15 protein-coding genes are annotated in these 20,142 nt (G+C 75.5%); 14 read left to right on the forward strand and 1 reads right to left on the reverse strand.

Features of this window, described 5'->3' with window-relative positions; all coding sequences use genetic code 11:
* Window positions 1-16: 16 nt before the first annotated feature.
* The 7 genes from ssd (at window position 17) to ACFVTF_RS02425 (ending at window position 5,923) form a co-directional block, all read left to right on the forward strand.
* Window positions 17-1,141, forward strand: coding sequence for a septum site-determining protein Ssd (gene ssd, locus ACFVTF_RS02395; RefSeq protein ID WP_387807944.1), 1,125 nt, complete (start codon window positions 17-19; stop codon window positions 1,139-1,141).
* Entirely contained in the window at window positions 1,141-2,490 is a 1,350-nt protein-coding gene (locus ACFVTF_RS02400) for a TadA family conjugal transfer-associated ATPase (RefSeq protein WP_387807947.1), read from the forward strand. The genes ssd and ACFVTF_RS02400 overlap by 1 nt, the downstream gene beginning before the upstream one ends.
* Before the next feature lie 162 nt (window positions 2,491-2,652).
* The gene (locus ACFVTF_RS02405; protein WP_387807950.1) at window positions 2,653-3,678 is read left to right on the forward strand and encodes a type II secretion system F family protein; all 1,026 of its coding nucleotides are present in this window, start codon (window positions 2,653-2,655) and stop codon (window positions 3,676-3,678) included.
* A gap of 197 nt (window positions 3,679-3,875) precedes the next feature.
* Window positions 3,876-4,475: a type II secretion system F family protein gene (locus ACFVTF_RS02410; RefSeq protein WP_387807953.1), complete on the forward strand. Its 600-nt coding sequence runs from the start codon at window positions 3,876-3,878 to the stop codon at window positions 4,473-4,475.
* A gap of 92 nt (window positions 4,476-4,567) precedes the next feature.
* Window positions 4,568-4,840, forward strand: a complete 273-nt coding sequence (locus tag ACFVTF_RS02415; protein WP_387807956.1) for a DUF4244 domain-containing protein — start codon at window positions 4,568-4,570, stop codon at window positions 4,838-4,840.
* A 235-nt stretch (window positions 4,841-5,075) separates the two neighbouring features.
* Entirely contained in the window at window positions 5,076-5,435 is a 360-nt protein-coding gene (locus ACFVTF_RS02420; protein ID WP_387807959.1) for a TadE family type IV pilus minor pilin, read from the forward strand.
* A complete protein-coding gene (locus tag ACFVTF_RS02425; RefSeq protein WP_387807962.1) occupies window positions 5,423-5,923 on the forward strand; it encodes an Rv3654c family TadE-like protein in 501 nt (166 codons plus the stop codon). Before ACFVTF_RS02420 ends, ACFVTF_RS02425 begins: the two co-directional genes overlap by 13 nt.
* Here ACFVTF_RS02425 and ACFVTF_RS02430 read toward each other — a convergent pair.
* Window positions 5,918-8,386, reverse strand: a complete 2,469-nt coding sequence (locus tag ACFVTF_RS02430) for a DEAD/DEAH box helicase (protein ID WP_387807965.1) — start codon at window positions 8,384-8,386, stop codon at window positions 5,918-5,920. The genes ACFVTF_RS02425 and ACFVTF_RS02430 overlap by 6 nt on opposite strands.
* Before the next feature lie 221 nt (window positions 8,387-8,607).
* Here ACFVTF_RS02430 and bldG point away from each other — a divergent pair, with 221 nt between their 5' ends.
* The 7 genes from bldG (at window position 8,608) to tmk (ending at window position 20,061) form a co-directional block, all read left to right on the forward strand.
* The gene (bldG, locus tag ACFVTF_RS02435; RefSeq protein ID WP_049659132.1) at window positions 8,608-8,949 is read left to right on the forward strand and encodes an anti-sigma factor antagonist BldG; all 342 of its coding nucleotides are present in this window, start codon (window positions 8,608-8,610) and stop codon (window positions 8,947-8,949) included.
* Window positions 8,950-9,114: 165 nt separating this feature from the next.
* Window positions 9,115-9,534: an ATP-binding protein gene (locus ACFVTF_RS02440; protein ID WP_371518100.1), complete on the forward strand. Its 420-nt coding sequence runs from the start codon at window positions 9,115-9,117 to the stop codon at window positions 9,532-9,534.
* Window positions 9,535-9,990: 456 nt separating this feature from the next.
* Window positions 9,991-10,716 carry a hypothetical protein gene (locus ACFVTF_RS02445; protein ID WP_371518102.1) on the forward strand — a complete coding sequence of 242 codons (726 nt, stop codon included), beginning with the start codon at window positions 9,991-9,993 and terminating at the stop codon, window positions 10,714-10,716.
* A 146-nt stretch (window positions 10,717-10,862) separates the two neighbouring features.
* Window positions 10,863-12,395, forward strand: a complete 1,533-nt coding sequence (locus tag ACFVTF_RS02450; protein ID WP_387807969.1) for a methyltransferase — start codon at window positions 10,863-10,865, stop codon at window positions 12,393-12,395.
* 195 nt (window positions 12,396-12,590) lie between these two features.
* Complete coding sequence (locus ACFVTF_RS02455; RefSeq protein ID WP_387807972.1) at window positions 12,591-13,049, forward strand: DUF3592 domain-containing protein; 459 nt, start codon at window positions 12,591-12,593, stop codon at window positions 13,047-13,049.
* A 390-nt stretch (window positions 13,050-13,439) separates the two neighbouring features.
* Window positions 13,440-16,322, forward strand: coding sequence for a type I DNA topoisomerase (gene topA / locus ACFVTF_RS02460; protein WP_387807974.1), 2,883 nt, complete (start codon window positions 13,440-13,442; stop codon window positions 16,320-16,322).
* Window positions 16,323-16,560: 238 nt separating this feature from the next.
* Window positions 16,561-20,061, forward strand: a complete 3,501-nt coding sequence (tmk, locus tag ACFVTF_RS02465; RefSeq protein ID WP_387807977.1) for a dTMP kinase — start codon at window positions 16,561-16,563, stop codon at window positions 20,059-20,061.
* The last annotated feature ends 81 nt before the right edge of the window (window positions 20,062-20,142 follow it).

The raw sequence follows: 20,142 nt of genomic DNA on the forward strand, positions 1-20,142 counted from the left end.
CAGAGGGGAGCCCGCCATGTCGACGCCTATCGCCGACCACGCCACCACCGAAGGGCCCGGGGCCAGCGGCCCGCTCGTCGTCACCGAGGACGAGGGCCTGGCCGAGCACCTGCTGCGGCTCTGCGCGGCCGCCGGCACCGAACCGAGGCTGATCCGGGGCGCACCACCGCCGCGCGAGCTCTGGGAGGGCGCCTCACTGGTGCTCATCGGGGACGACCAGGCCGCTCGGTGCGCCGGGCTCGGCCGGCGCGGCGGGGTGCTGCTGCTCGGGCTGGACCTCGACGACGCCGGGGTGTGGGTCAGAGCCGTCCAACTCGGCGCCGAGCACGTGCTGTTCCTCCCCGACGCCGAGGCCTGGCTGCTCGACCGGATCGCCGACGCGGCCGAGGGCGCCGGCTCCCCGGCGCTCACCGTCGCCGTGCTCGGCGGCCGGGGCGGGGCCGGGGCCTCGACCCTGGCCTGCGCCCTCGCGGTCACGGCCGCGCGAGCGGGGCGGCGGACGATGCTCATCGACGGAGATCCGCTGGGCGGCGGCCTCGACATCCTGCTCGGCGGCGAGGCGGCCCGCGGGCTGCGCTGGCCCGATCTGGCCGGCTCGCGCGGGCGGGTCAGCGGGGCCGAACTGGCCAGGGCGCTACCGGTGCTCAAACGGCTCTCCGCGCTCTCCTGCCTGTCCTGGGACCGCGGCGACACCCTGACCGTGCCGCCGGAGGCCATGCGCAGCGTGCTGGCCGCCTCGCGGCGGCGCGGCGGGCTGGTCGTCGTCGACGTGCCGCGCCATCTCGACGCGGCCGCCGGGCAGGCGCTGGAGCAGTCCGACCTGGCGCTGCTGGTGGTGCCGGCCGAACTGCGCGCGGTGGCCGCCGCCGACCGGGTCTCGGCGGCCGCCCGGATGCGGCTCGGGGACGTCCGGGCGGTGGTGCGGTCGCCGCGCACCTCCGGACTCCCGGCCCACCGGATCGCCCGCGGACTGCGGCTGGAGCTCGCGGGGGAGTTGGAGCCGGAACCCGGCCTGGCGGAGGACGTCGAGAAGGGCGTCCCGCCCGGAATCCGGGACGGCGGCCCGCTCGCGCGCTTCTGCGAGACCTTCCTGGACGAGGTACTGCCGCCGGTGCCGGCGGTCGGAGGAGGTGTGTACTGATGGTCCGTCTGCGCAGAACAGGCCCCACCGTGCGGGCGGGGGGCGGTCCGAAGAGCCGGGGCGAGAGTGCGGGGGAGCACCGGCCGCTCAGGAGCGTGCCGCCGCCCGGCGGCCCGCCCGAAGTGCCGCGCCACCCCTGCCCGTACGGGCGCACCGCCAGGGAGGAGCGGACGGCGGAGCTGGTGGACGCGGTCCGGCTGCGGCTGGCGGAGTCGGGTGCCGCCCCGACGGCGGGGTCGGTCGCGGCGGTGCTGCGGGCCACCCGGCCGCCGCTCGGCGGGGACGAAGTCCTGGACACCGTGCGCTCGTTGCGCGCCGAACTGGTGGGTGCGGGCCCGCTGGAGCGGCTGTTGGCGGCGCCCGATGTCACGGACGTCCTGGTGAACGGTCCGGACGAGGTGTGGGTCGACCGTGGCGGCGGTCTGCACCGGGCCACCGGAATCCGGTTCGCCGACGCCGAGGCGGTACGGCGGCTGGCCCACCGGCTGGCCACCGCGGCCGGGCGGCGGCTGGACGACGCGCGGCCCTGGGTGGACGCCCGGCTGCCGGACGGCACCCGCCTGCACGCCGTGCTGCCGCCGATCGCGGCCGGCTGCACGCACATCTCGCTGCGGGTCTGCCGGCCCCAGCCGTTCACGCTCGACGAACTGGTGGCGGGCGGGGCGCTGCCGCCGGAGGGCGCCGGCCTGCTGGCCGGCATCCTGCGGGCCAGGCTGTCGCTGCTGGTGTCCGGCGGGACGGGCACGGGCAAGACCACGCTGCTCGCGGCCCTGCTCGGCCTGGTCGGGCCGGAGGAGCGGATCGTCATCGCGGAGGACTCCGCCGAACTGCGGCCGGCCCATCCGCACGTGGTCCGGTTGCAGAGCAGACCGCCCAACCAGGAGGGGCTGGGTGAGCTCACGCTGCGGGACCTCGTCCGGCAGGCGCTGCGGATGCGCCCGGACCGGCTGGTGATCGGAGAGGTCCGCGGGGCCGAGGTGTCGGACCTGCTGGCCGCGCTGAACACCGGGCACGAAGGCGGTTGCGGCACGGTGCACGCCAACACGGCGGCGGACGTGCCGGTCCGGCTGGAGGCGCTGGGCTCGCTCGCCGGGCTCGACCGGCCCGCGCTGCACAGTCAACTCCGGGCTGCGCTCGACCTGGTGGTGCACCTGGTGAGGGAGCCGGGCTCGGGGCGCCGCCGGGTGGCGGAGATCCACACGCTGGCCGCCGGCCCTGACGGGCTGGCCGTCACCACCCCGGCGGTGGAGTTCCCGGTGGCGGGCGGTCTGGTCCCCGGGGCGGGCTGGGAGCGACTGGTCGGGCTGCTGGCGGTGCGCGGGGTGTCGCTCGTGGCGGGGCCGACGTGACGGCGGCGGTGGCCGGGTTGGTGGGAGCGGCCGGGTTGGCGGGTGCGGGTGCATGGGCGGTGGAACTCGCGTTCGTCCTGCTGCTGGGCGGGTGTGCGGCGGGCGCCCTGACGCTGCTCGGGGTGTGGAGCAGGAAAGACCGGCGACCGGGAGGGTCCTGACATGATGGATGATCAGAGTTCGTTCTGTTGGGCATTGGTGCTGTGCCTGCTGGCCGTCGCCGCGTGGCGTGCGGTGCAGGAGCAGCTGCCGGGCGGGCGGCGGTACAGGCTGGTGCTGGCCGGCAGCGGGCCCCCGCCTGTTCCGGTGCCGGGCCCGCCGACGGCGACCGCGGGACGTGCTCGGCTGCGACCGTCCGACTGGCGGGTGCCCGAACTGCTGCTCCTGCCCGTGGGGTTGGCCGCCGCGCAGGCGACGTCCTCGCCGCTGCCGGTGCTCGCCGCCGGGCTGGCCGCACTGCCGCTGCGGCGGTGGCGGCTGCGGCGGCGCGCGGCGGTGGAGACCGGGCGGCGGGCGGCCGCCATGGTGGAACTCTGCGCAGGGCTGGCAGGGGAGTTGCGCAGCGGGGCGACGCCGGAGCAGGCGTTGCACCTGGTCACGGCCCGCCTCGCGGCCGACCCGGACGGGCTGCGCAGGCTCGGCGAGGAGCCGGTGGCGCGGCTCGCGGCGGGCCGGTACGGCGGGGACGTGCCCGCCGCGCTGCACCTGCTCGCCGAACTGCCCGGCGGGAGCGGGGCTTCGGCGATCGCGGCCTGCTGGCAGGTCGCGTCCGACGGCGGGTCGGGGCTGGCCGTCGCGCTGGACCGGGTGGCGGAGGCGCTGCGCGGCGAGCGGGCGCTGGCGGAGGAGATCGCCGGGGAACTGGCGGGGCCGCGGACCACGATCGCCGTCCTGGCCGCCCTGCCGGCCGCCGGGCTGCTGCTGGGGGCGGCGCTCGGGGCCCGGCCGGTGGGCGTCCTGCTGCACACGCCCGCCGGGCTGGGGTGCCTCGCTGCGGGGGCGGCACTGGAGGGTCTGGGCGTGCTCTGGACGGCGCGCATCGTCCGGGCGGCGGCTCAGGGCGCTCAGGGTGCCTTGGAGACGCCCCGGCGGGCTGGCGGGGTGCGGGGCACTGACGGCGGCGGGAGCTGCGGGCTCTCGCGGGTACGGGCGCGGGTGCGGATGCGGACGGAGGTGGTGTCGGGGTGATCCGGGGAGTCGGGTGGGTGATCGTCGGGGGGCCGGTGGTGGTGGCCGGTGCGGTGCTGGTGCGCGGGTGGGTGCGACAACGGCGGGCGTTCGGCCGGATGTTGGCGCGGGTGTCGCCGGGGGCGGGGGTGGGGGCAGAGGCGTCGGCTTCTGGTGGCGGTGGTGGTGGCGGTGGTGTCGGCGGGCGATGGCGGCCCGTGGCCCTGGCGGTGGGCGCCGGGGCCGGCGCGGCGGTGCTGCTCGGCGGTGCCGTCGGGGTGGTCGTCGGGGCGTTGCTGGCGGCGGGTGTGCACCGGTGGTCGGCCCGGGTGCGGTCCCCGACGGAGCGGCGGGCGGCCCTGGAGGAGGAGCTGCTGACCAGTCAACTCCCGCTGAGTGCCGAGCTGTTGGCGGCCTGCCTCGGTTCGGCGGCCTCACCCTCGGCAGCGGTGTCGGCGGTCGGCCGGAGTGTGGGGGCACCGATGGGGCCCCGGCTGGTCGCCATCGGCGCCGAACTGGCCCTGGGCGCACCGCCGGAACTGTGCTGGAGCCGTCTGGGCGAGCAGCACCCGTCGCTGGCCCCGCTGGCGCGCTGCCTGGTCCGGACGAGCCTCGGCGGGGCTCCGGCGGCCGGGCCCTTGATCGGGCTCGCGCAGGGGCGGCGGACGGCGGCAGCCCGGGCGGCCCACGTCCGGGTCCGCCGGGCGGGGGTGCTCGCCACCGCTCCGCTCGGGCTCTGCTTCCTCCCGGCCTTCGTCCTGATCGGCGTGGTGCCGGTCGTCATCGGCCTCACCAGCCGCTTCGCCCAGGGCGGGTGAACGAGGGGCCGTGCCAAGCGGATCGACGGCGGAGCCGTGGGCAGCGGCGGCGGCGGCATCGGTATTTCGTATCTCGGAGACAGGAGAGGTTCATGACCGCAGTGATCGCAACGAGGCCCGGTAGCGGGCTCGCGCCCCGGCAAGCGCCTGGGGTGTGGCGGCGCAGGAGCCGCTGGGTGGCCCGCCGGATGCGCGGGATGGCCCGGAACCGGGGCCGGTCGGACGCCGGGATGACCACGGCGGAATACGCCGTCGGGACCTTGGCCGCGTGTGCCCTCGCGGCCGGGCTGTACAAGGTGGTGACCAGCGCGACCATCATGGGGGCGCTGACCGATTCACTGGAACGGGCGCTTCATGCGACCTAGCGACCGTCCGCGAACTCCCGCCTGTGCGGCGGCTTTGGGGAGCGCGTCTCGTCGCGTTGCCGGGGGCCGCCCGGCGGCCCCCACCGCGTCCTGCCCCTCCGCCGCTATTCGGTGCGCGCACCTCGGCGCCGCCGCGCACCGCCCCCGCTCGGCGACGGCACGCGGTGGCGGGCGGGCTTGGTCGCTGCGGCCGGGCAGGCGCGGCGATGCGGGCTTCGTCACGGCGGAGACCGCGGTGGCCCTGCCGGCGCTCGTCCTGCTCGCGGCGATGTTGATCTGGGGCGTGCTGGCGGCGGCCGCGCAGATCCGCTGTGTGGACGCGGCCCGGGTCGGGGCCAGGGCGGCCGCACGCGGGGAGGCGGACGCCGCCGAACTCGCCCGCGCGGCCGCGCCGCCGGGGGCTCAGGTGCGGGTGGCGATGGCGGCGGAGGTGGTGCGGGTGGAGGTGGACGCGTCGTGCGGGGCGCCGGGCCGGCTCGGCGGGTTGCTCGCGGTGCGGCTGGGCGCGACCGCGGTGGCGGCGCGGGAGGACACCCTCGTGGGGGTCACGGGAGGTGCGGGAACCGCGGGAGGTGGTGGTTCATGGCCGGCTTGACCGGGGTGCGGTCGGGGGTGCGGCGGTGGGCGAGGGCACGTACCGCCCGGGCGGCCGCCGTCGGCGGGCGCGGGCCGGACGCCGGTTCGGCGACGGTCTGGCTGCTCGCCCTGGCGATGCTCGGTACGGCGGTCTTCGCCGGGACGATCGCGGTCGGAGCGGTGGTCGCCGCGCGGCACCGGGCCGAGTCGGCCGCCGACCTGGCGGCGCTCGCGGCCGCGGATCGGCTGCTGCTGGACCCGGACGGCGGGTGCGGGCGGGCCGAGGGGATCGCCGTCGCGCAGGGCGCCGGCCTGGTGTCCTGCACGGTGGACCGGACGGGGGACGCCGTCGAGGTGGTGGCCGAGGTGGCGGTCGGTGGGCTGCCGGCGCGTCTGCCGCTCGGCCCGGCGCGGGCGAGGGCGCGGGCGGGGCCGGTGCGGGCTGCGGTCACCGCCGCCGAGGACGGCCCCGGCGGGCCGACCGGCGGGTCGGCGGCGGGCTCATGAGCCGGTCGGCGGCCCACCGTCCGCGCCCGGCTCGGGCTTCGCCCCGGAGTTCGTCCCGTGGTCCGCTTCGGAGCTCGCTGAGGAGTCCACTGAGGGGCCTGCTGAGGGGCTTGCCGCCCCGGAGCCTGCTGCCCCGGAGCCCGCCGTCCGGGGGGCGCCGGCCAGCAGGACGTCCAGCAGTTGGACGGCGGCGGCCTTGTCCAGCGGTTCGTTCCCGTTGCCGCACTTGGGCGACTGGACGCAGGACGGGCAGCCGTGCTCGCACTCGCAGGAGGCGATCGCCTCGCGCGTGGCCGTCAGCCACTCGACGGCTCGCTGGAAGCCGCGTTCGGCGAAGCCGGCCCCGCCCGGGTGGCCGTCGTAGACGAACACGGTGGGCAGTTCGGTGTCGGGGTGCAGCGGGACGGAGACCCCGCCGATGTCCCAGCGGTCGCAGGTGGCGAACAGCGGCAGCAGGCCGATCGAGGCGTGTTCGGCGGCGTGGGCGGCGCCGGGCAACTGGTCGAGCGGAAGGTCCGCGTCCAGCAACTGGTCCTCGGTGACGGACCACCAGACCGCGCGGGTGCGCAGCGTGCGGGGCGGCAGGTCGAGCTTGCTCTCGCCCATGATCTCCCCGGTGGAGATCCGCTTCCGGAGGTAGCCGACCACCTGGTTGACCACCTCCACCGAACCGAAGCTGAGCCGGCCCTCGCCCCAGGCGACGGTGGTGTCGGTGTCGAGCACGGAGATGGAGGTGATGTCGCGGGCGGCCGTGGTGTACGGCGGGTCGGCCGGATCGACCAGGGCGACCGAGTTCTCCAGGTCGAGTTCCCGGACCAGGAAGGTGCGGCCCTGGTGCAGGTGGACGGCCCCGGTGTGGACGGTGGTGTGGGCGGCCGCGGCGTCCACCGTGCCGAGCAGGCGGCCGGTGTCGGCCTCGACGATCTGGACCGGGCTGCCGCCGCTGCCGCGCAGGTCGACGGCGTCGGCCGCGCGTTCGCGGCGGGTCCAGTACCAGGAGCCGTCGCTGCGCCGGCGCAGCAGGCCGCGTCGTTCCAGGACGGGCAGCAGTGGTGCGGTGGAGGGGCCGAACAGCTCCAGGTCGGCGTCGGTGAGCGGGAGTTCGGCGGCTGCCGCGCACAGGTGCGGTGCGAGCACGTGGGGGTTGTCCGGGTCGAGCACGGTGGCTTCGACGGGCGCCGCGAACAACGCCTCGGGGTGGTGCACCAGGTAGGTGTCCAGCGGGTCGTCCCGGGCGATCAGGACGGCCAGCGCGCCCTGGGCCTCGCGGCCCGCCCGCCCGGCCTGCTGCCAGAGCGAGGCCCGGGTGCCGGGGTAGCCGGCCATCAGGACGGCGTCGAGGCCGGAGACGTCGACGCCGAGTTCGAGGGCGGAGGTGGAGGCGAGTCCGAGCAGTCGGCCGGTGTGCAGCGCGCGTTCCAGGGCCCGGCGTTCGTCGGCGAGGTAGCCGCCGCGGTAGGCGGCCACCCGGTCGGCGAGCGGTCGGCCCAGCTGGTCCTGGGTCTGGAGGGCGACGAGTTCGGCGGCCCGGCGGGAGCGGACGAAGACGACGGTGCGGGTCTGGCGTTCGACCAGGTCGGTCAGCAGGTGCGCGGCCTCGGCGGTGGCAGTGCGGCGGACGGGCGCGCCGTGTTCGCCGACGTTCTCGGTCAGCGGCGGCTCCCAGAGGCCGAAGACCATCGGTCCGCGCGGCGAGGCGTCCTCGGTGACCGCCCGGGCGGGCAGACCGGTCAGGCGCTCGGCGGTGGCGGCCGGGTCGGCGGTGGTGGCGGAGGCGAGCAGGAAGGTGGGTGACGAACCGTATCGGGCGCAGACGCGGCGCAGCCGCCGGAGCACCTGGGCGACGTGCGAGCCGAACACGCCCCGGTAGCTGTGGCACTCGTCGACGACGACGTAGCGCAGCACCTTGAGGAAGGAGGCCCAGCGGGCGTGGGCGGGCAGGATGCCGCGGTGCAGCATGTCCGGGTTGGTGAGCACGTACGAGGCGTACTGGCGGACCCACTCGCGTTCCTCGGGCGGGGTGTCGCCGTCGTAGAGGGCGGGCCGGACCCGGGGCGGGGCGAGCTCGGCGGCCCGTCGGCGCTGGTCGGCGGCGAGCGCCTTGGTCGGGGCGAGGTAGAGCGCGGTGGCGCCGCGGCCGTTGCGGGCCTCGGTGCCGTCCAGCAGGTCGCTGAGGACCGGGGCCAGGTAGCCGAGCGACTTGCCCGAGGCGGTGCCTGTGGCGATCACCACAGTCTGACCGCTTTTGGCCAGTTTCATCGCTTCTGCCTGGTGCGCCCAGGGCTGCTCCACGCCGACGGCGAGCGCGGCGTCCACGATCTCGGGCCGGATCGACTCGGGCCACGGCGCATAACGCGCAGGTCGGGCGGGAAGGTGCTCCGTATGGGTGAGCCGGTCGGACCGCCCCCGGCTGGTGGACAGGGTCGTGAGCAGTGCCTCGGGCAGGCTGTGTCGGGGCGGCATGAGGACCCAGTGTGTCACCGGCGTGACGGAGAATCGTCGTAAGCCATCGTGCGGGCATGGTCGCAGGTGGTTGAATGTGGCCGTGACGGCCGGATGGCCGTGGGTCGCAGCGCCGAGGCTTGCCACGTGTGGCTGGGTGCGCCCGGGCTCGCGACCATGCGGTGGCGGCCGGCCGGCCGAGGATCGCACATGACGTAGCAAGGCAAGGTGCTGGAGGTTCCGTGGACCTGTCCCTGTCGACCCGTTCAGTCGGCGATCGTACGGTCGTCGAGGTTGGCGGCGAGATCGATGTGTACACCGCCCCGAAGCTGCGGGAGCAGCTGGTCGAGCTCGTCAACGACGGCAAGTACCACCTCGTCGTCGACATGGAAGGCGTTGACTTCCTCGACTCGACCGGCCTCGGTGTGCTGGTGGGCGGTCTGAAGCGGGTGCGTGCCCACGAGGGCTCGCTGCGCCTGGTCTGCAACCAGGAGCGCATCCTGAAGATTTTCCGCATCACCGGCCTGACCAAGGTCTTCCCGATCCACACCTCGGTGGACGACGCGGTCAACGCGACCGACTGACGCGGCCGGGCCGGCCCGTGCTTGTGGAGGCCGGCCCGTTCGTTCCACGCGTCCGGGGTGCCGGGGCCTGCGGGCCCCGGTGTTTCCCGGCCGTCCCGGGGCCGGTTCCGCCGGCCCGCAGGGGCCGCATCGTCGGCCCCGGTCGGAGCACCCCGAAGGGGAGAGATGGCAACCGTCGAACTTCGATTCAGCGCGCTTCCGGAGCACGTGCGAACGGCCCGGCTGGTCGCCGCGGCCGTCGCGAGACGGGCCGGGGTCGACGAGTCGGTGCTCGACGAGGTACGGCTCGCGGTCGGTGAGGCCTGCTCCCGCGCGGTCGGCCTGCACCAGCGCGGCGGCATCGGCGGCACGGTCCGGGTCGCGTTGACCGACCAGGAGAAGCGTTTCCTCATCGAGGTCGAGGACGAGGCCGGCCCCGCCGCCGTCCCGGCCCCCGGCGCCGCCGAGGAGGCGGACCCGGACGAGGACACCCTCGGCCTCGCGGTGATCACCGGCCTGGTCGAGGACCTGGAGGTCACCAACGGCACGGACGGTGGCCTGATCCGGATGAGCTGGCCGGTTTCGGTCGAGTCCGTGGCGGTCTGAGGGCCCGACCTCCGGCGTGCCTCGTGCGCCCCGGGTGGTCCAGGGGTGGTCCGGCGTCGGGCCAGTCCTCCGGGACCCGTTGACACGTTGGTGAACCTGGCGGTTCGTTGCTTCCGGCACGGCCGGATCCGATCGGTGATCGGACCCGTCGTGGCAAGGAAGGCGTTCCGGGCCTCCGGGCCGAGCTGCCGATGAGTTCCTCGGTGAGCACCTGGGGCGACGAGGCCTGCTTCGGCACGCCGGTCGGCGTGCCGCGTGTCGTGCGTCGTGCGGCCCGGCCCGGCCCGGTCCGGCGATCCGATCCGCCCGAACCGCCCGGTCCGCGTCGAGCGCGCCCGAGCGGGGCCGGGCACCCGGTGGGGGCAACGCGAGGTCCGGGAACCGGGCGCCGGGCGGCGGACATCGGCCGTGTAGGTTCGACGACCGAAGACGACCGAAACCGAAAGGCTCCTCCCGGTGAACAAGCGACTGCTGGCCGCACCCGTCCTCGGCGCGCTGCTCGCGTTCGGTGCCGTCGGCTGCGGCGGCGACGACAACGGCAAGCAGCTGGAGTCCTGGGCGTCGAACGTCTGCGGCTCGGCCAAGGACCCGATCGTCCAGGCACAGGCCGCGCTCGCCGACACCGCCCAGGTGAAGACCGGCGAGACCCCGACCGAGCTGCAGAAGCGGCTCTCGGCGGACATCGGGCGGCTGGCCAAGACCAACCAGGACATCGCGGCGGCCATCACCGCGGCCGGGGTGCCCAAGGTGAAGGACGGCGAGAACCTGCAGAAGGACGCCGTCGCCGAGTTGACCAAGGCGGCCGACGGCTATCAGGACATCCAGAAGAAGCTGGACGCCGTGACCAACACCGACCAGTCGAAGTTCGCGGACGGCCTGCGCAGCATCTCGGACCAGATCCAGCAGCTGGCCTCGCTGTCCACGCAGGCGCAGGGCAAGCTGCAGCGCGGCGACCTCGGCGCGGCCATGGCCAAGCAGGACGGCTGCAAGCCCGCTGCCGCGGCCCCGGGCGGCGCGTCCGCCACCCCGAGCGCCGGGGCGCCCGGCGGGACGCCCACGCCCGGCGCGACGGACGGCGCGAGCCCGTCGACCACCCCCTCCGCGGGCACCGACACCACCCCGGCGAGCCCGCCCGCCGCCCCGCCGACCACCCCGACCACCCCCGTGCCCAGCGCGAGCTGAGCCAGGGGCCCGTCGGGCCGGCCGCTCCGGCGCCGGTCCGGAGGGTCCCGACCCCGCCCTGACCCACCCCCGCCCCACCTCCGATCCGCTTCCGACCCGCCCCGGACCCGGCGGCCGCCCGGTCCGGGGCGGGGGACAATGGCGGGGTGATCAGTAGCCCCGTTCTCGACCAGACCCGCCTCGCCAAGTTGCGTGAGGCGCTGCTCGCCGCCTCGTTCACCGCCGATGGCTGCCTCGACCTGCTCGGGCCCACCGGCTATGCGGCGTTGGCCCGTAGCGAGGCCGTGCCGGCGCTGCGGGCGACCAGGGGCGGCAGCCCGCTGGAGACGCTGGTCCGGCTGTTCCTGCTCCAGCAGCCGGTGCCGTACCGGGCGGCCGCGGCCGCGCTGCCGGTCGAGGACTGCCTGGCCGACGGCTGGCTGCGCTCCGACGGCGAGCTGGTGCGGGCGACGGTGGACGTCCGGCCGTATGCCAACGAAGTGGCCGGGATGGACAGTTCGGACGCCTGGGTGGTGTCCGACCTGGGCTGCGCGGTGGGTGGCGCGGGCGGCATCGGATCCGGCGAGACCGCGCACGGGGTGGCCCGCAAGGACCTGGTGCTCGGGGTCGGCGGCGCGTCGACGACGCTGGCCAACATCACCGTGCGACGTCCGGTCCGGTCCGCGCTGGACCTCGGTTCGGGGTCCGGCGTGCAGGCGCTGCACGCGGCCCGGCACGCCGGGCAGGTGACCGCCACCGACCTGAACCCGCGCGCGCTGCGCTTCTCCGAGCTGACCCTGGCGCTGTCCGGTTTCGAGCGGCGGGAGGCGCTCACCGGCAGCCTCTTCGAGCCGGTCGGGGAGCGCCGGTTCGACCTGATCGTCTCCAACCCGCCGTTCGTGATCTCGCCGGCCGGCCGGTTCACCTACCGCGACGGCGGCATGGCCGGCGACGACCTGTGCCGCAACCTGGTCCGCTCGGCCGCCGACCACCTGGAGCCGGGCGGCTACTGCCAGTTGCTCGCCAACTGGCAGCACGTCAAGGGCGAGGACTGGCACGAGCGGCTGGCCGGCTGGGTGGCGGGCACCGGGCTGGACGCCTGGATCGTCCAGCGGGAGGTCCAGGACGTCGCCCAGTACGCCGAGTTGTGGCTGCGGGACGGCGGCGATCACCGCGGTCCTGGCGGTGACTACCAGGCCCGGTACGGCGAGTGGCTGGACGCCTTCGAGGCGGGCCGGGTCGAGGGCATCGGCATGGGCTGGATCACCCTGCGGGCGAGCGGCGCGGAGCGCCCGACCGTCCGGGTGGAGGAGTGGCCGCACCCGGTGGAGCAGCCGCTGGGCCCGCACATCGAGGAGTGGTTCGACCGGCAGGACTTCCTGCGTTCGCACGACGACGCGGGCCTGCTCGCGACCCGTTACGTGCTGGCCGACGAGGTGGTCCAGGAGCAGGTCGGCGAGCCGGGCGCGGAGGACCCGGAGCACGTGATCCTGCGTCACAACCGGGGCATGCGGCGGGCCACCAAGGTGGACACGGTGGGTGCCGGTTTCGTCGGGGTCTGTGACGGTTCGCTGTCGGCGGGCGAGATCGTGGACGCCATCGCGCAGCTGCTCGGCGAGGACCGGGTGGTCCTGCGGGACCGGGTGCCCGAGTCGTTGCGGCTGCTGACCGAGCAGGGGTTCATCCGCCCGGCGGGCTGACCCGGCGCACCTGACCCGGCGCACCTGACCCGGCACACCCGGCGCGGCGCCCCTGGCGGGGGCGGTCGGCGCCGGTTCACCTTCCCGTACTCCCCGGTTCGTCCGGCGGTCTCCGGTCGGCCGCCGCGTGTTGGCCCCCTGCTGTGAGGCTCTGTCCACAGGCTGTGGACAGAGCTGGGGAGCCGGGGGCCAGGGGTGGACACGACGACGGCGACGGTGGGCGGGCTGGTGCTCGCCCTCTTCGGTGGCGTGCTGTTGCTCTGGTGCGCCGCCGAGGTGCGCCTGCGCCACCGGATCCGCCGCTCGGGGGCGTCGGCGGTGGCCACGGTCGTGGCCGAGGACGAGGCGCACGGCCAGCTCGACAGCGCCCCGCTGCTCTCCTTCTCCGTCCTGCCCCCGGTCGAAGGAGCCGGGGCGGGCCGGATCGCCGAACTGGTGCTCACCCGTCCGCGCGGACACACCCCGCTGCGCCGTCCGGACCGCTTCACTCCGGGCGCTCCGGTGCGGATCTGCTACGACCCGCGCCGCCCGAGCCGGGTGGTGCTGGCGGCGGGGGAGGTCCGCCGGCCCGCCGTCGCCGACCTGCTGTGGAGCGTGCTCGGCATGGGTTGTCTGGCGGCGGGCGCCGGGCTGCTCGCGGCGGTCAACGGCTGAATCCGGGGCGTACGCCCGACCCCGGTCGGGCTCGCCGGGAACCGGTGGCGGGCGCTTTGCGGAGGCCCCGCCGCGGTCCTCCGCGGGGTCGTCGATATTCCGTTGACAGATTTTGAAATCCGTCATTCCATCCTCCGGAACCCGCCGAAGCCCCCCTCCACGGGGCGCGAACCTCCGTCATCGGGTTACCGTTCGAGTGGCGTCGGTGAACCCGGCAAAGTGAAAACGCGGGATCCTTCCGTTTGACAAGGGTGGCCGGGGTACGGTCACACTCCGCTGGTGGGGTCGTCGTACAGCGGCAGCCCCGGGACGGTGGAGGGGTCGGGCGGAGCGCAGCCCGTGCTGCCGGCGCCGACCAGCCCACATAAGGACCGGGAGAGAAGAGCGAAGGTGTCCCCGAGCAGCGAGACCGCGCACGGACAGCGACTCGTCATTGTCGAGTCGCCGGCCAAGGCGAAGACGATCAAGGGCTACCTGGGCCCCGGCTACATCGTCGAGGCGAGCGTCGGGCACATCCGCGACCTCCCCAGCACCGCGGCGGAGGTCCCGGATAAGTACACCGGCGAGGTGCGCCGCCTCGGGGTGGACGTCGACCACGACTTCGCCCCCATCTACGTGGTCAACGCGGACAAGAAGTCCCAGGTCAGCAAGTTGAAGTCGCTGCTCGCGGAGTCCGACGAGCTCTTCCTCGCCACCGATGAGGACCGCGAGGGCGAGGCCATCGCGTGGCACCTCCAGCAGGTGCTCAAGCCCAAGGTGCCGGTGCACCGGATGGTCTTCCACGAGATCACCAAGACGGCGATCCAGGAGGCGGTGGCCAACCCGCGCGAGCTCAACCAGCGCCTGGTCGACGCCCAGGAGACCCGCCGCATCCTCGACCGCCTCTACGGCTTCGAGGTCTCGCCGGTGCTGTGGAAGAAGGTCATGCCGAAGCTCTCGGCGGGCCGGGTGCAGTCCGTCGCGACCCGGCTGGTGGTCGAGCGCGAGCGCGAGCGGATCGCCTTCCGCACCGCCTCGTACTGGGACCTGGTCGGCACCTTCGGCACCGGCCGCACCCCGGCCGACGCGGCCAACCCGGAGACCCTCGGCGCCCGCCTCTCCTCGGTGGACGGCAAGCGGATCGCCACCGGCCGCGACTTCGGCTCGGACGGCCGGCTGAAGGCCGGCAGCGCCAACACGCTGCACCTGGACGAGCAGGCCGCCCGGCAGCTGGCCGCCGCCCTGGAGCAGACCGCGTTCAGCGTCCGCAGCGTCGAGTCCAAGCCCTACCGCCGCTCGCCGTACGCGCCGTTCCGCACCACCACGCTCCAGCAGGAGGCCAGCCGCAAGCTGGGCTTCGGCGCCAAGCGGACCATGCAGGTGGCCCAGAAGCTGTACGAGAACGGCTTCATCACCTATATGCGTACCGACTCCACCACGCTGTCGGAGACCGCGATCTCCGCCGCCCGCGCGCAGGTCACCCAGCTGTACGGCGCCGACTACCTGCCGGACGCCCCGCGCACCTACGCCAGCAAGGTCAAGAACGCGCAGGAGGCGCACGAGGCCGTCCGCCCCTCCGGCGACCGCTTCCGCACCCCCGCCGAGACCGGTCTGACCGGCGACGACTTCCGGCTCTACGAGCTGATCTGGATGCGCACCGTCGCCTCCCAGATGAAGGACGCGGTCGGCCAGTCGGTGACCGTCAAGGTCGGCGGCGCGTCCGCGGACGGCCGTGACGTCGAGTTCTCCGCCTCCGGCAAGATCATCACCTTCCACGGCTTCCTCAAGGCCTACGTCGAGGGCGCGGACGACCCGAACGCCGAGCTGGACGACCGCGAGCGCCGGCTGCCGCAGGTCGTCGAGGGCGACCCGCTGGCCGCCGAGCAGCTCACCCCCGAGGGCCACGCCACCAAGCCGCCGGCCCGCTACACCGAGGCCTCGCTGGTCAAGGAGCTGGAGGACCGGGAGATCGGTCGCCCCTCCACCTACGCGTCGATCATCGACACGATCATCCAGCGCCGGTACGTGTTCAAGAAGGGGACGGCGCTCGTCCCGTCCTTCCTCTCCTTCGCCGTGGTCAACCTCCTGGAGAAGCACTTCGGCCGGCTGGTCGACTACGACTTCACCGCCAAGATGGAGGACGACCTCGACCGGATCGCGGCCGGCGAGGCCAAGTCCGTGCCGTGGCTGAAGCGCTTCTACTTCGGCGAGGGCGACGGCCACGCGACCGGCGGCGCCGCCGAGGCCGGCAACGGCGACGGCGACCACCTGGGCGGCCTGAAGGAACTGGTCACCGACCTCGGCGCGATCGACGCCCGGGAGATCAGCTCGTTCCGGATCAGCGACGGCATCACCCTGCGGGTCGGCCGCTACGGCCCGTACGTCGAGCGCGCCTCCGAGGTCGAGGGCGAGCCCGGCCAGCGCGCCGACATCCCCGACGACCTGCCGCCGGACGAGCTCACCGTCGAGCTGGCCGAGGAACTGCTGGCCAAGCCCAGCGGCGACTTCGAGCTCGGCCCGGACCCGGTCAGCGGCAACATGCTGGTCGCCAAGGACGGCCGCTACGGCCCCTACGTGACCGAGATCCTGCCCGAGGGCACGCCCAAGACCGGCAAGAACGCGGTCAAGCCGCGCACCGCCTCGCTGCTGAAGACGATGTCGCTGGACGCCGTCACCCTGGAGGACGCGCTGCGGCTGCTCTCGCTGCCGCGCGTGGTCGGCGCCGACGCCGAGGGCGTGGAGATCACCGCGCAGAACGGCCGCTACGGCCCGTACCTCAAGCGCGGCACCGACTCCCGCTCGCTCACCAGCGAGGAGCAGATGTTCACGGTCACCCTGGAGGAGGCCCTGGCCATCTACGCCCAGCCCAAGCAGCGCGGCCGGGCCGCCGCGGCCCCGCCGCTCAAGGAGCTGGGCACCGACCCGGTCAGCGAGCGTCCCGTCGTGGTCAAGGACGGCCGCTTCGGACCGTACGTGACCGACGGCGAGACCAACGCCACGCTCCGCAAGGACGACGAGGTCGAGACCATCACGCCGGAGCGCGGCTACGAGCTGCTCGCCGAGAAGCGGGCGCGCGGGCCGGTGAAGAAGACGGCGAAGAAGGCCCCGGCCAAGAAGGCGACCGCCAAGAAGGCGACGGCGACCAAGACCACGGCCACCAAGACCGCGGCCGCGAAGAAGACCGCCGCCAAGAAGACCGCGACGAAGGCGACGACGACGAAGGCGACCGCGGCGAAGAAGACGGCGGCGAAGAAGACCGCCGTCGGGAAGGCCGCGGCCACCGACGAGGGCTGATCTCCTCCGGATCTCCTCCGGATCCTCCGGCAGGGGCTCCGTCGGTGCCGCTGCCGGCGCCTTCGCCGGCGTCTGCGCCAGCGCCCCGCCAGTGCTCACGGGCCCGCGACCCCACCCCGGGGACGCGGGCCCGAGGCCGGTCGGACGGTGTGCGCGGAACGTCACAACCCGGTGATGAGCGGGATCCGGAACCCCGTTCATCTCATTCCGGTCAACCCCAGCCCGCTACGCTGACCGTATGACGAGCGAGGAGCAGCCCACCCCCAGCGCCGCCCCGGCCGCCCGCGACGCCACGTCCGGGCTGCCCGAGGTCGCGCCAGCCGGGACCCCGGTCGATCGGGCTCGCGCGCTGCTGCGGACGCGCCCCTACCGGCGCCTGTGGACCACCCAGCTGATCGGCGGTACCGCCGACCGGCTCGGCCTGTCGGTGCTGCTCGCCCTCACCGTGATCGCCGTCGCCCTCGGCGGCCGGTTCGGCGACCTGCCGCGCAGCCTCGCCTTCGCCGTCACGGCGGTCCTCGCCGTCCGGCTGGCGGCCACCGGGCTGGTCGGCGTCGCGCTGCTCGGGCCGGTGCACCGGCTGGTCGCCGGCCGGCTGGACCGGCGCTGGACGCTGTTCGGCGCCGACGCGCTGTGCGCCCTGCTGATCGGCCTCGCCCCCTGGTGGACCGTCTGGCTGGGCTCCGGCCCGAAGCCCTCGGGCGGCGCCGCCTACGTCCTGCTCGCCACCGTGTTCGTCACCGGTGCCGCCGAGCGGGTCCGGGCGATCGCCAAGGACGCCGCCGTCCCGGGCCTGCTGCCGCCCGCCGATCCGTACGCCCCCGCCGCCGAGCAGCGGCCCGCCGCCGCCCACCTGGACACCGTCCGGAGCATCGACCGCTTCACCGGCTGGGCCACCCTGCCGCTCGCGGCCGCCGGCCTGGTCGCCCTCACCCTGCTGAACAACATCGGCGCGGCGCTCGGCTCGGACTGGCTCCGGGCCCACCAGCTGACCTTCGCCGCGCTCGGCGCGGCCGGCCTGTTCGCCGCCTCGGCCGCCCGCGACTACCTCCAGCAGCTGCCCGTCGGCCCGGTGGCCGTCGCCCCGCACTCGCCGCTGCAGGGCCTGCGCGCTCCCACCGACGCCACCCCCGGCCCCGCGCTGAGCAAGGGCCGCACCGGCAGCGCCCCGTACTTCACCTTCGCCGTCGCCGCCGGGTACGCCTCGATGGCCGGCGTCGCCGCGCTCGCGCTGCTCACCGCCGCCGAGCACCGGGCCGGGCCGATCGGCTACGGCCTGCTGGTGCTCGCCGCCACCGCGGCGCCCGCCCTCGGCTCCCGGCTCACCCGGGCCACGCTGCCCGCGCTCTCGCGCCGCCGCCTGCTCGCGCTGGCGCTGCTCACCGAGGGCGTGGCGCTGATCCTGGCCGGGCTGGTGCTGGACTTCGTCCTCGTCCTGGCCCTCACCGTGCTGGCCGGCCTCACCGCCGGGATCGTCGTCTCCGCCGGGCGCACCCTGCTCGGCCAGGAGGTCGAGGAGGCCCGGCTGCCGAAGGTCACCGAGCACCTGTACGCGGTGCTGCGGGTCGTGGTCGGCGCCGCGCTGGTCGTCGTCCCGCTGATCGCCGCGGCGTACGGGGACGTCGAGTACGGCACGGTCGAGCCCGGCTCGTTCACCTTCATCCACGGCGGCGCGGCCCTCGCCGTCGCCACCTCGGGGCTGCTCACGCTCGTCCTCGCCGCCGTCGTCCTGCTGCGGACCGACGACCGGCGCGGCACCGCGCCCTTCGGCCGGGACCTGGTCGACGCGGTGCGCGGCGCCGTCGGACCGGCCCCGCGCCAGGGCGCCGGCACCGGCTTCTTCATCGCCCTGGAGGGCGGCGACGGCGCCGGCAAGTCCACCCAGGCCCAGGCGCTCGCCGAGTGGATCCGCGGCAAGGGGCACGAGGTCGTGCTCACCCGCGAGCCCGGCGGCAGCCCGGTCGGCCAGCGGCTGCGCGGCCTCGTCCTGGACGTCGGCAACACCGGCCTGTCGCACCGCGCCGAGGCGCTGATCTACGCCGCCGACCGGGCCGAGCACGTCGAGAACGTCATCCGGCCGGCCCTCGCCCGCGGCGCCGTGGTGATCACCGACCGGTACATGGACTCCTCCATCGCCTACCAGGGCGCCGGGCGCGACCTGGCCGCCACCGAGGTCGCCAGGATCTCCCGCTGGGCGACCGGCGGGCTGCTGCCCGACCTGACCGTCGTCCTGGACGTCGACCCGACCAGGGCCCGGGAGCGCTTCACCGAGGCGCTCGACCGGCTGGAGTCCGAGCCCACCGAGTTCCACCAGCGGGTCCGGGCCGGCTTCCTCGCCCTCGCGGCCGCCGACCCGGCGCGCTACCTGGTCGTCGACGGCAGCCAGGCCCCCGGCTTCGTCACCACCGCGATCCGGCACCGGCTCGACCGCGAGCTGCCGCTCTCCGAGCAGGAGAAGGCCGCCCGCGCCGAGCAGGAGCGGCTCGCCCGCGAAGAGGCCGAGCGCCGCGCCGCCGAGGAGGCCCGCAAGAAGGCCGAGGCCGAGGCCGCCGAGCGCAAACGGCAGGAAGTGCTGGCGCAGCTGCGGGCCGAACAGGCCGAGCAGGAGCGGCTGGCCAAGGAGGAGGCCGAGCGGGCCGCCGCCGAGGCCCGGCGCAAGGCCGAGGAGGAGGCCCGCCGCCGGGCGGAGGAGGAAGCCCGCCGCCGCGCCGAGGAGGAGGCCGAGCGGAAGGCCGAGGAGGACGCCCGGCTGGCGGCGGAGGCCGCCGAGCGCAAGCGGCTCGCCGACGAGGCGGCCGCCCAGGCGGAGCTCCAGCGGCAGCGCGAACTCCAGCGCGAGGAGCAGCGCCGCCGGGCGGAGGAGGCGCTGCAGCGGGCCGAGGAGGCCCGGCTGGCGCAGGCCGCCGCGCTCGCGGCCGCGGCTGCGGCGGCGCAGGCTGCGGCGGATCGGGCGGCGGCGGGTGCGGCCGGCCTGGCGGGTTCGGCGGGTTCGGCCTCGGGCTCGGCTGCTGGTCAGACTGCCGGTCCGGCCGCTGGTTCGGTTCCCGGGGATGCCGTGACCACCGAGCTGCGGGCCGTCCGGGACGTCCCGGGGGCTGGGCTCGTGGGCACTCCCGGGCCCGGTGGGTCCGACGAGGCGACGCGGGAGCTGTCGCTGCGGGACAGCCGGGCGGCCGTCCGGGCGGCGGAGGCCGCCGACGAGACCGCCCAGCTGCCGGTCGTGCCGCCGACCGCCGTGGACGAGACGGCCGTGCTGCCGAAGATCACGGAGGAGGCGGACCGGACCGCCGTGCTGCCGCGGATCGAGCCGGGGCGTCCGGCTCCGGAGCGTCCTGTGGCGGGGCGTCCTGCCCCGGAGCGTCCGGCACCGGGCCGGGTGGAGCCGGGCCGTGCGGGGGGAGGCCGTACCGAGGACCGGGTGCCGCCGGGGCTGTGGCGCGAGGAGCCGGTGGACAGCACCCGCGAGCTGCCGGTGGTCGGCGACGAGCCGCAGCCCGCCGACGAGTCGCAGGCCACCGCCGAGCGACCCCGGCCGGAGTGGGCCGAGGAGACGCCGATGGACGACCTGCCGAGCCTCACCGACACCCTGCTCGGCTCGCGTGACGAGTGGGCGCGCTGGAACCACGGCGGCCCGGCCCCGCAGGACCCGCGTGCCGGCCAGGACCGGCCCGCCCCCGGGGGCGACCAGGGCGACGGCGGCGGCAAGGGCAAGGGCCGTCGCTGGGGCCGTCGGGGCTGACCCCGGGCTGCGGCGATACGGACGACAGCAGGACAGCGGGCCAGGACAGCGGTACGGACGACGGGCGGCGTCGTCGGGGTG

It is taken from the genome of Kitasatospora sp. NPDC057940 (assembly GCF_042887425.1).
GTDB lineage: Bacteria > Actinomycetota > Actinomycetes > Streptomycetales > Streptomycetaceae > Kitasatospora.

Coding starts and splice junctions, on each gene's coding strand:
- ssd (WP_387807944.1), top strand. CDS start 17: ATGTCGACGCCTATCGCCGACCACGCCACCACCGAAGGGCCCGGGGCC.
- ACFVTF_RS02400 (WP_387807947.1), top strand. CDS start 1,141: ATGGTCCGTCTGCGCAGAACAGGCCCCACCGTGCGGGCGGGGGGCGGT.
- ACFVTF_RS02405 (WP_387807950.1), top strand. CDS start 2,653: ATGATGGATGATCAGAGTTCGTTCTGTTGGGCATTGGTGCTGTGCCTG.
- ACFVTF_RS02415 (WP_387807956.1), top strand. CDS start 4,568: ATGACCGCAGTGATCGCAACGAGGCCCGGTAGCGGGCTCGCGCCCCGG.
- ACFVTF_RS02425 (WP_387807962.1), top strand. CDS start 5,423: ATGGCCGGCTTGACCGGGGTGCGGTCGGGGGTGCGGCGGTGGGCGAGG.
- ACFVTF_RS02430 (WP_387807965.1), bottom strand. CDS start 8,386: ATGCCGCCCCGACACAGCCTGCCCGAGGCACTGCTCACGACCCTGTCC.
- ACFVTF_RS02440 (WP_371518100.1), top strand. CDS start 9,115: ATGGCAACCGTCGAACTTCGATTCAGCGCGCTTCCGGAGCACGTGCGA.
- tmk (WP_387807977.1), top strand. CDS start 16,561: ATGACGAGCGAGGAGCAGCCCACCCCCAGCGCCGCCCCGGCCGCCCGC.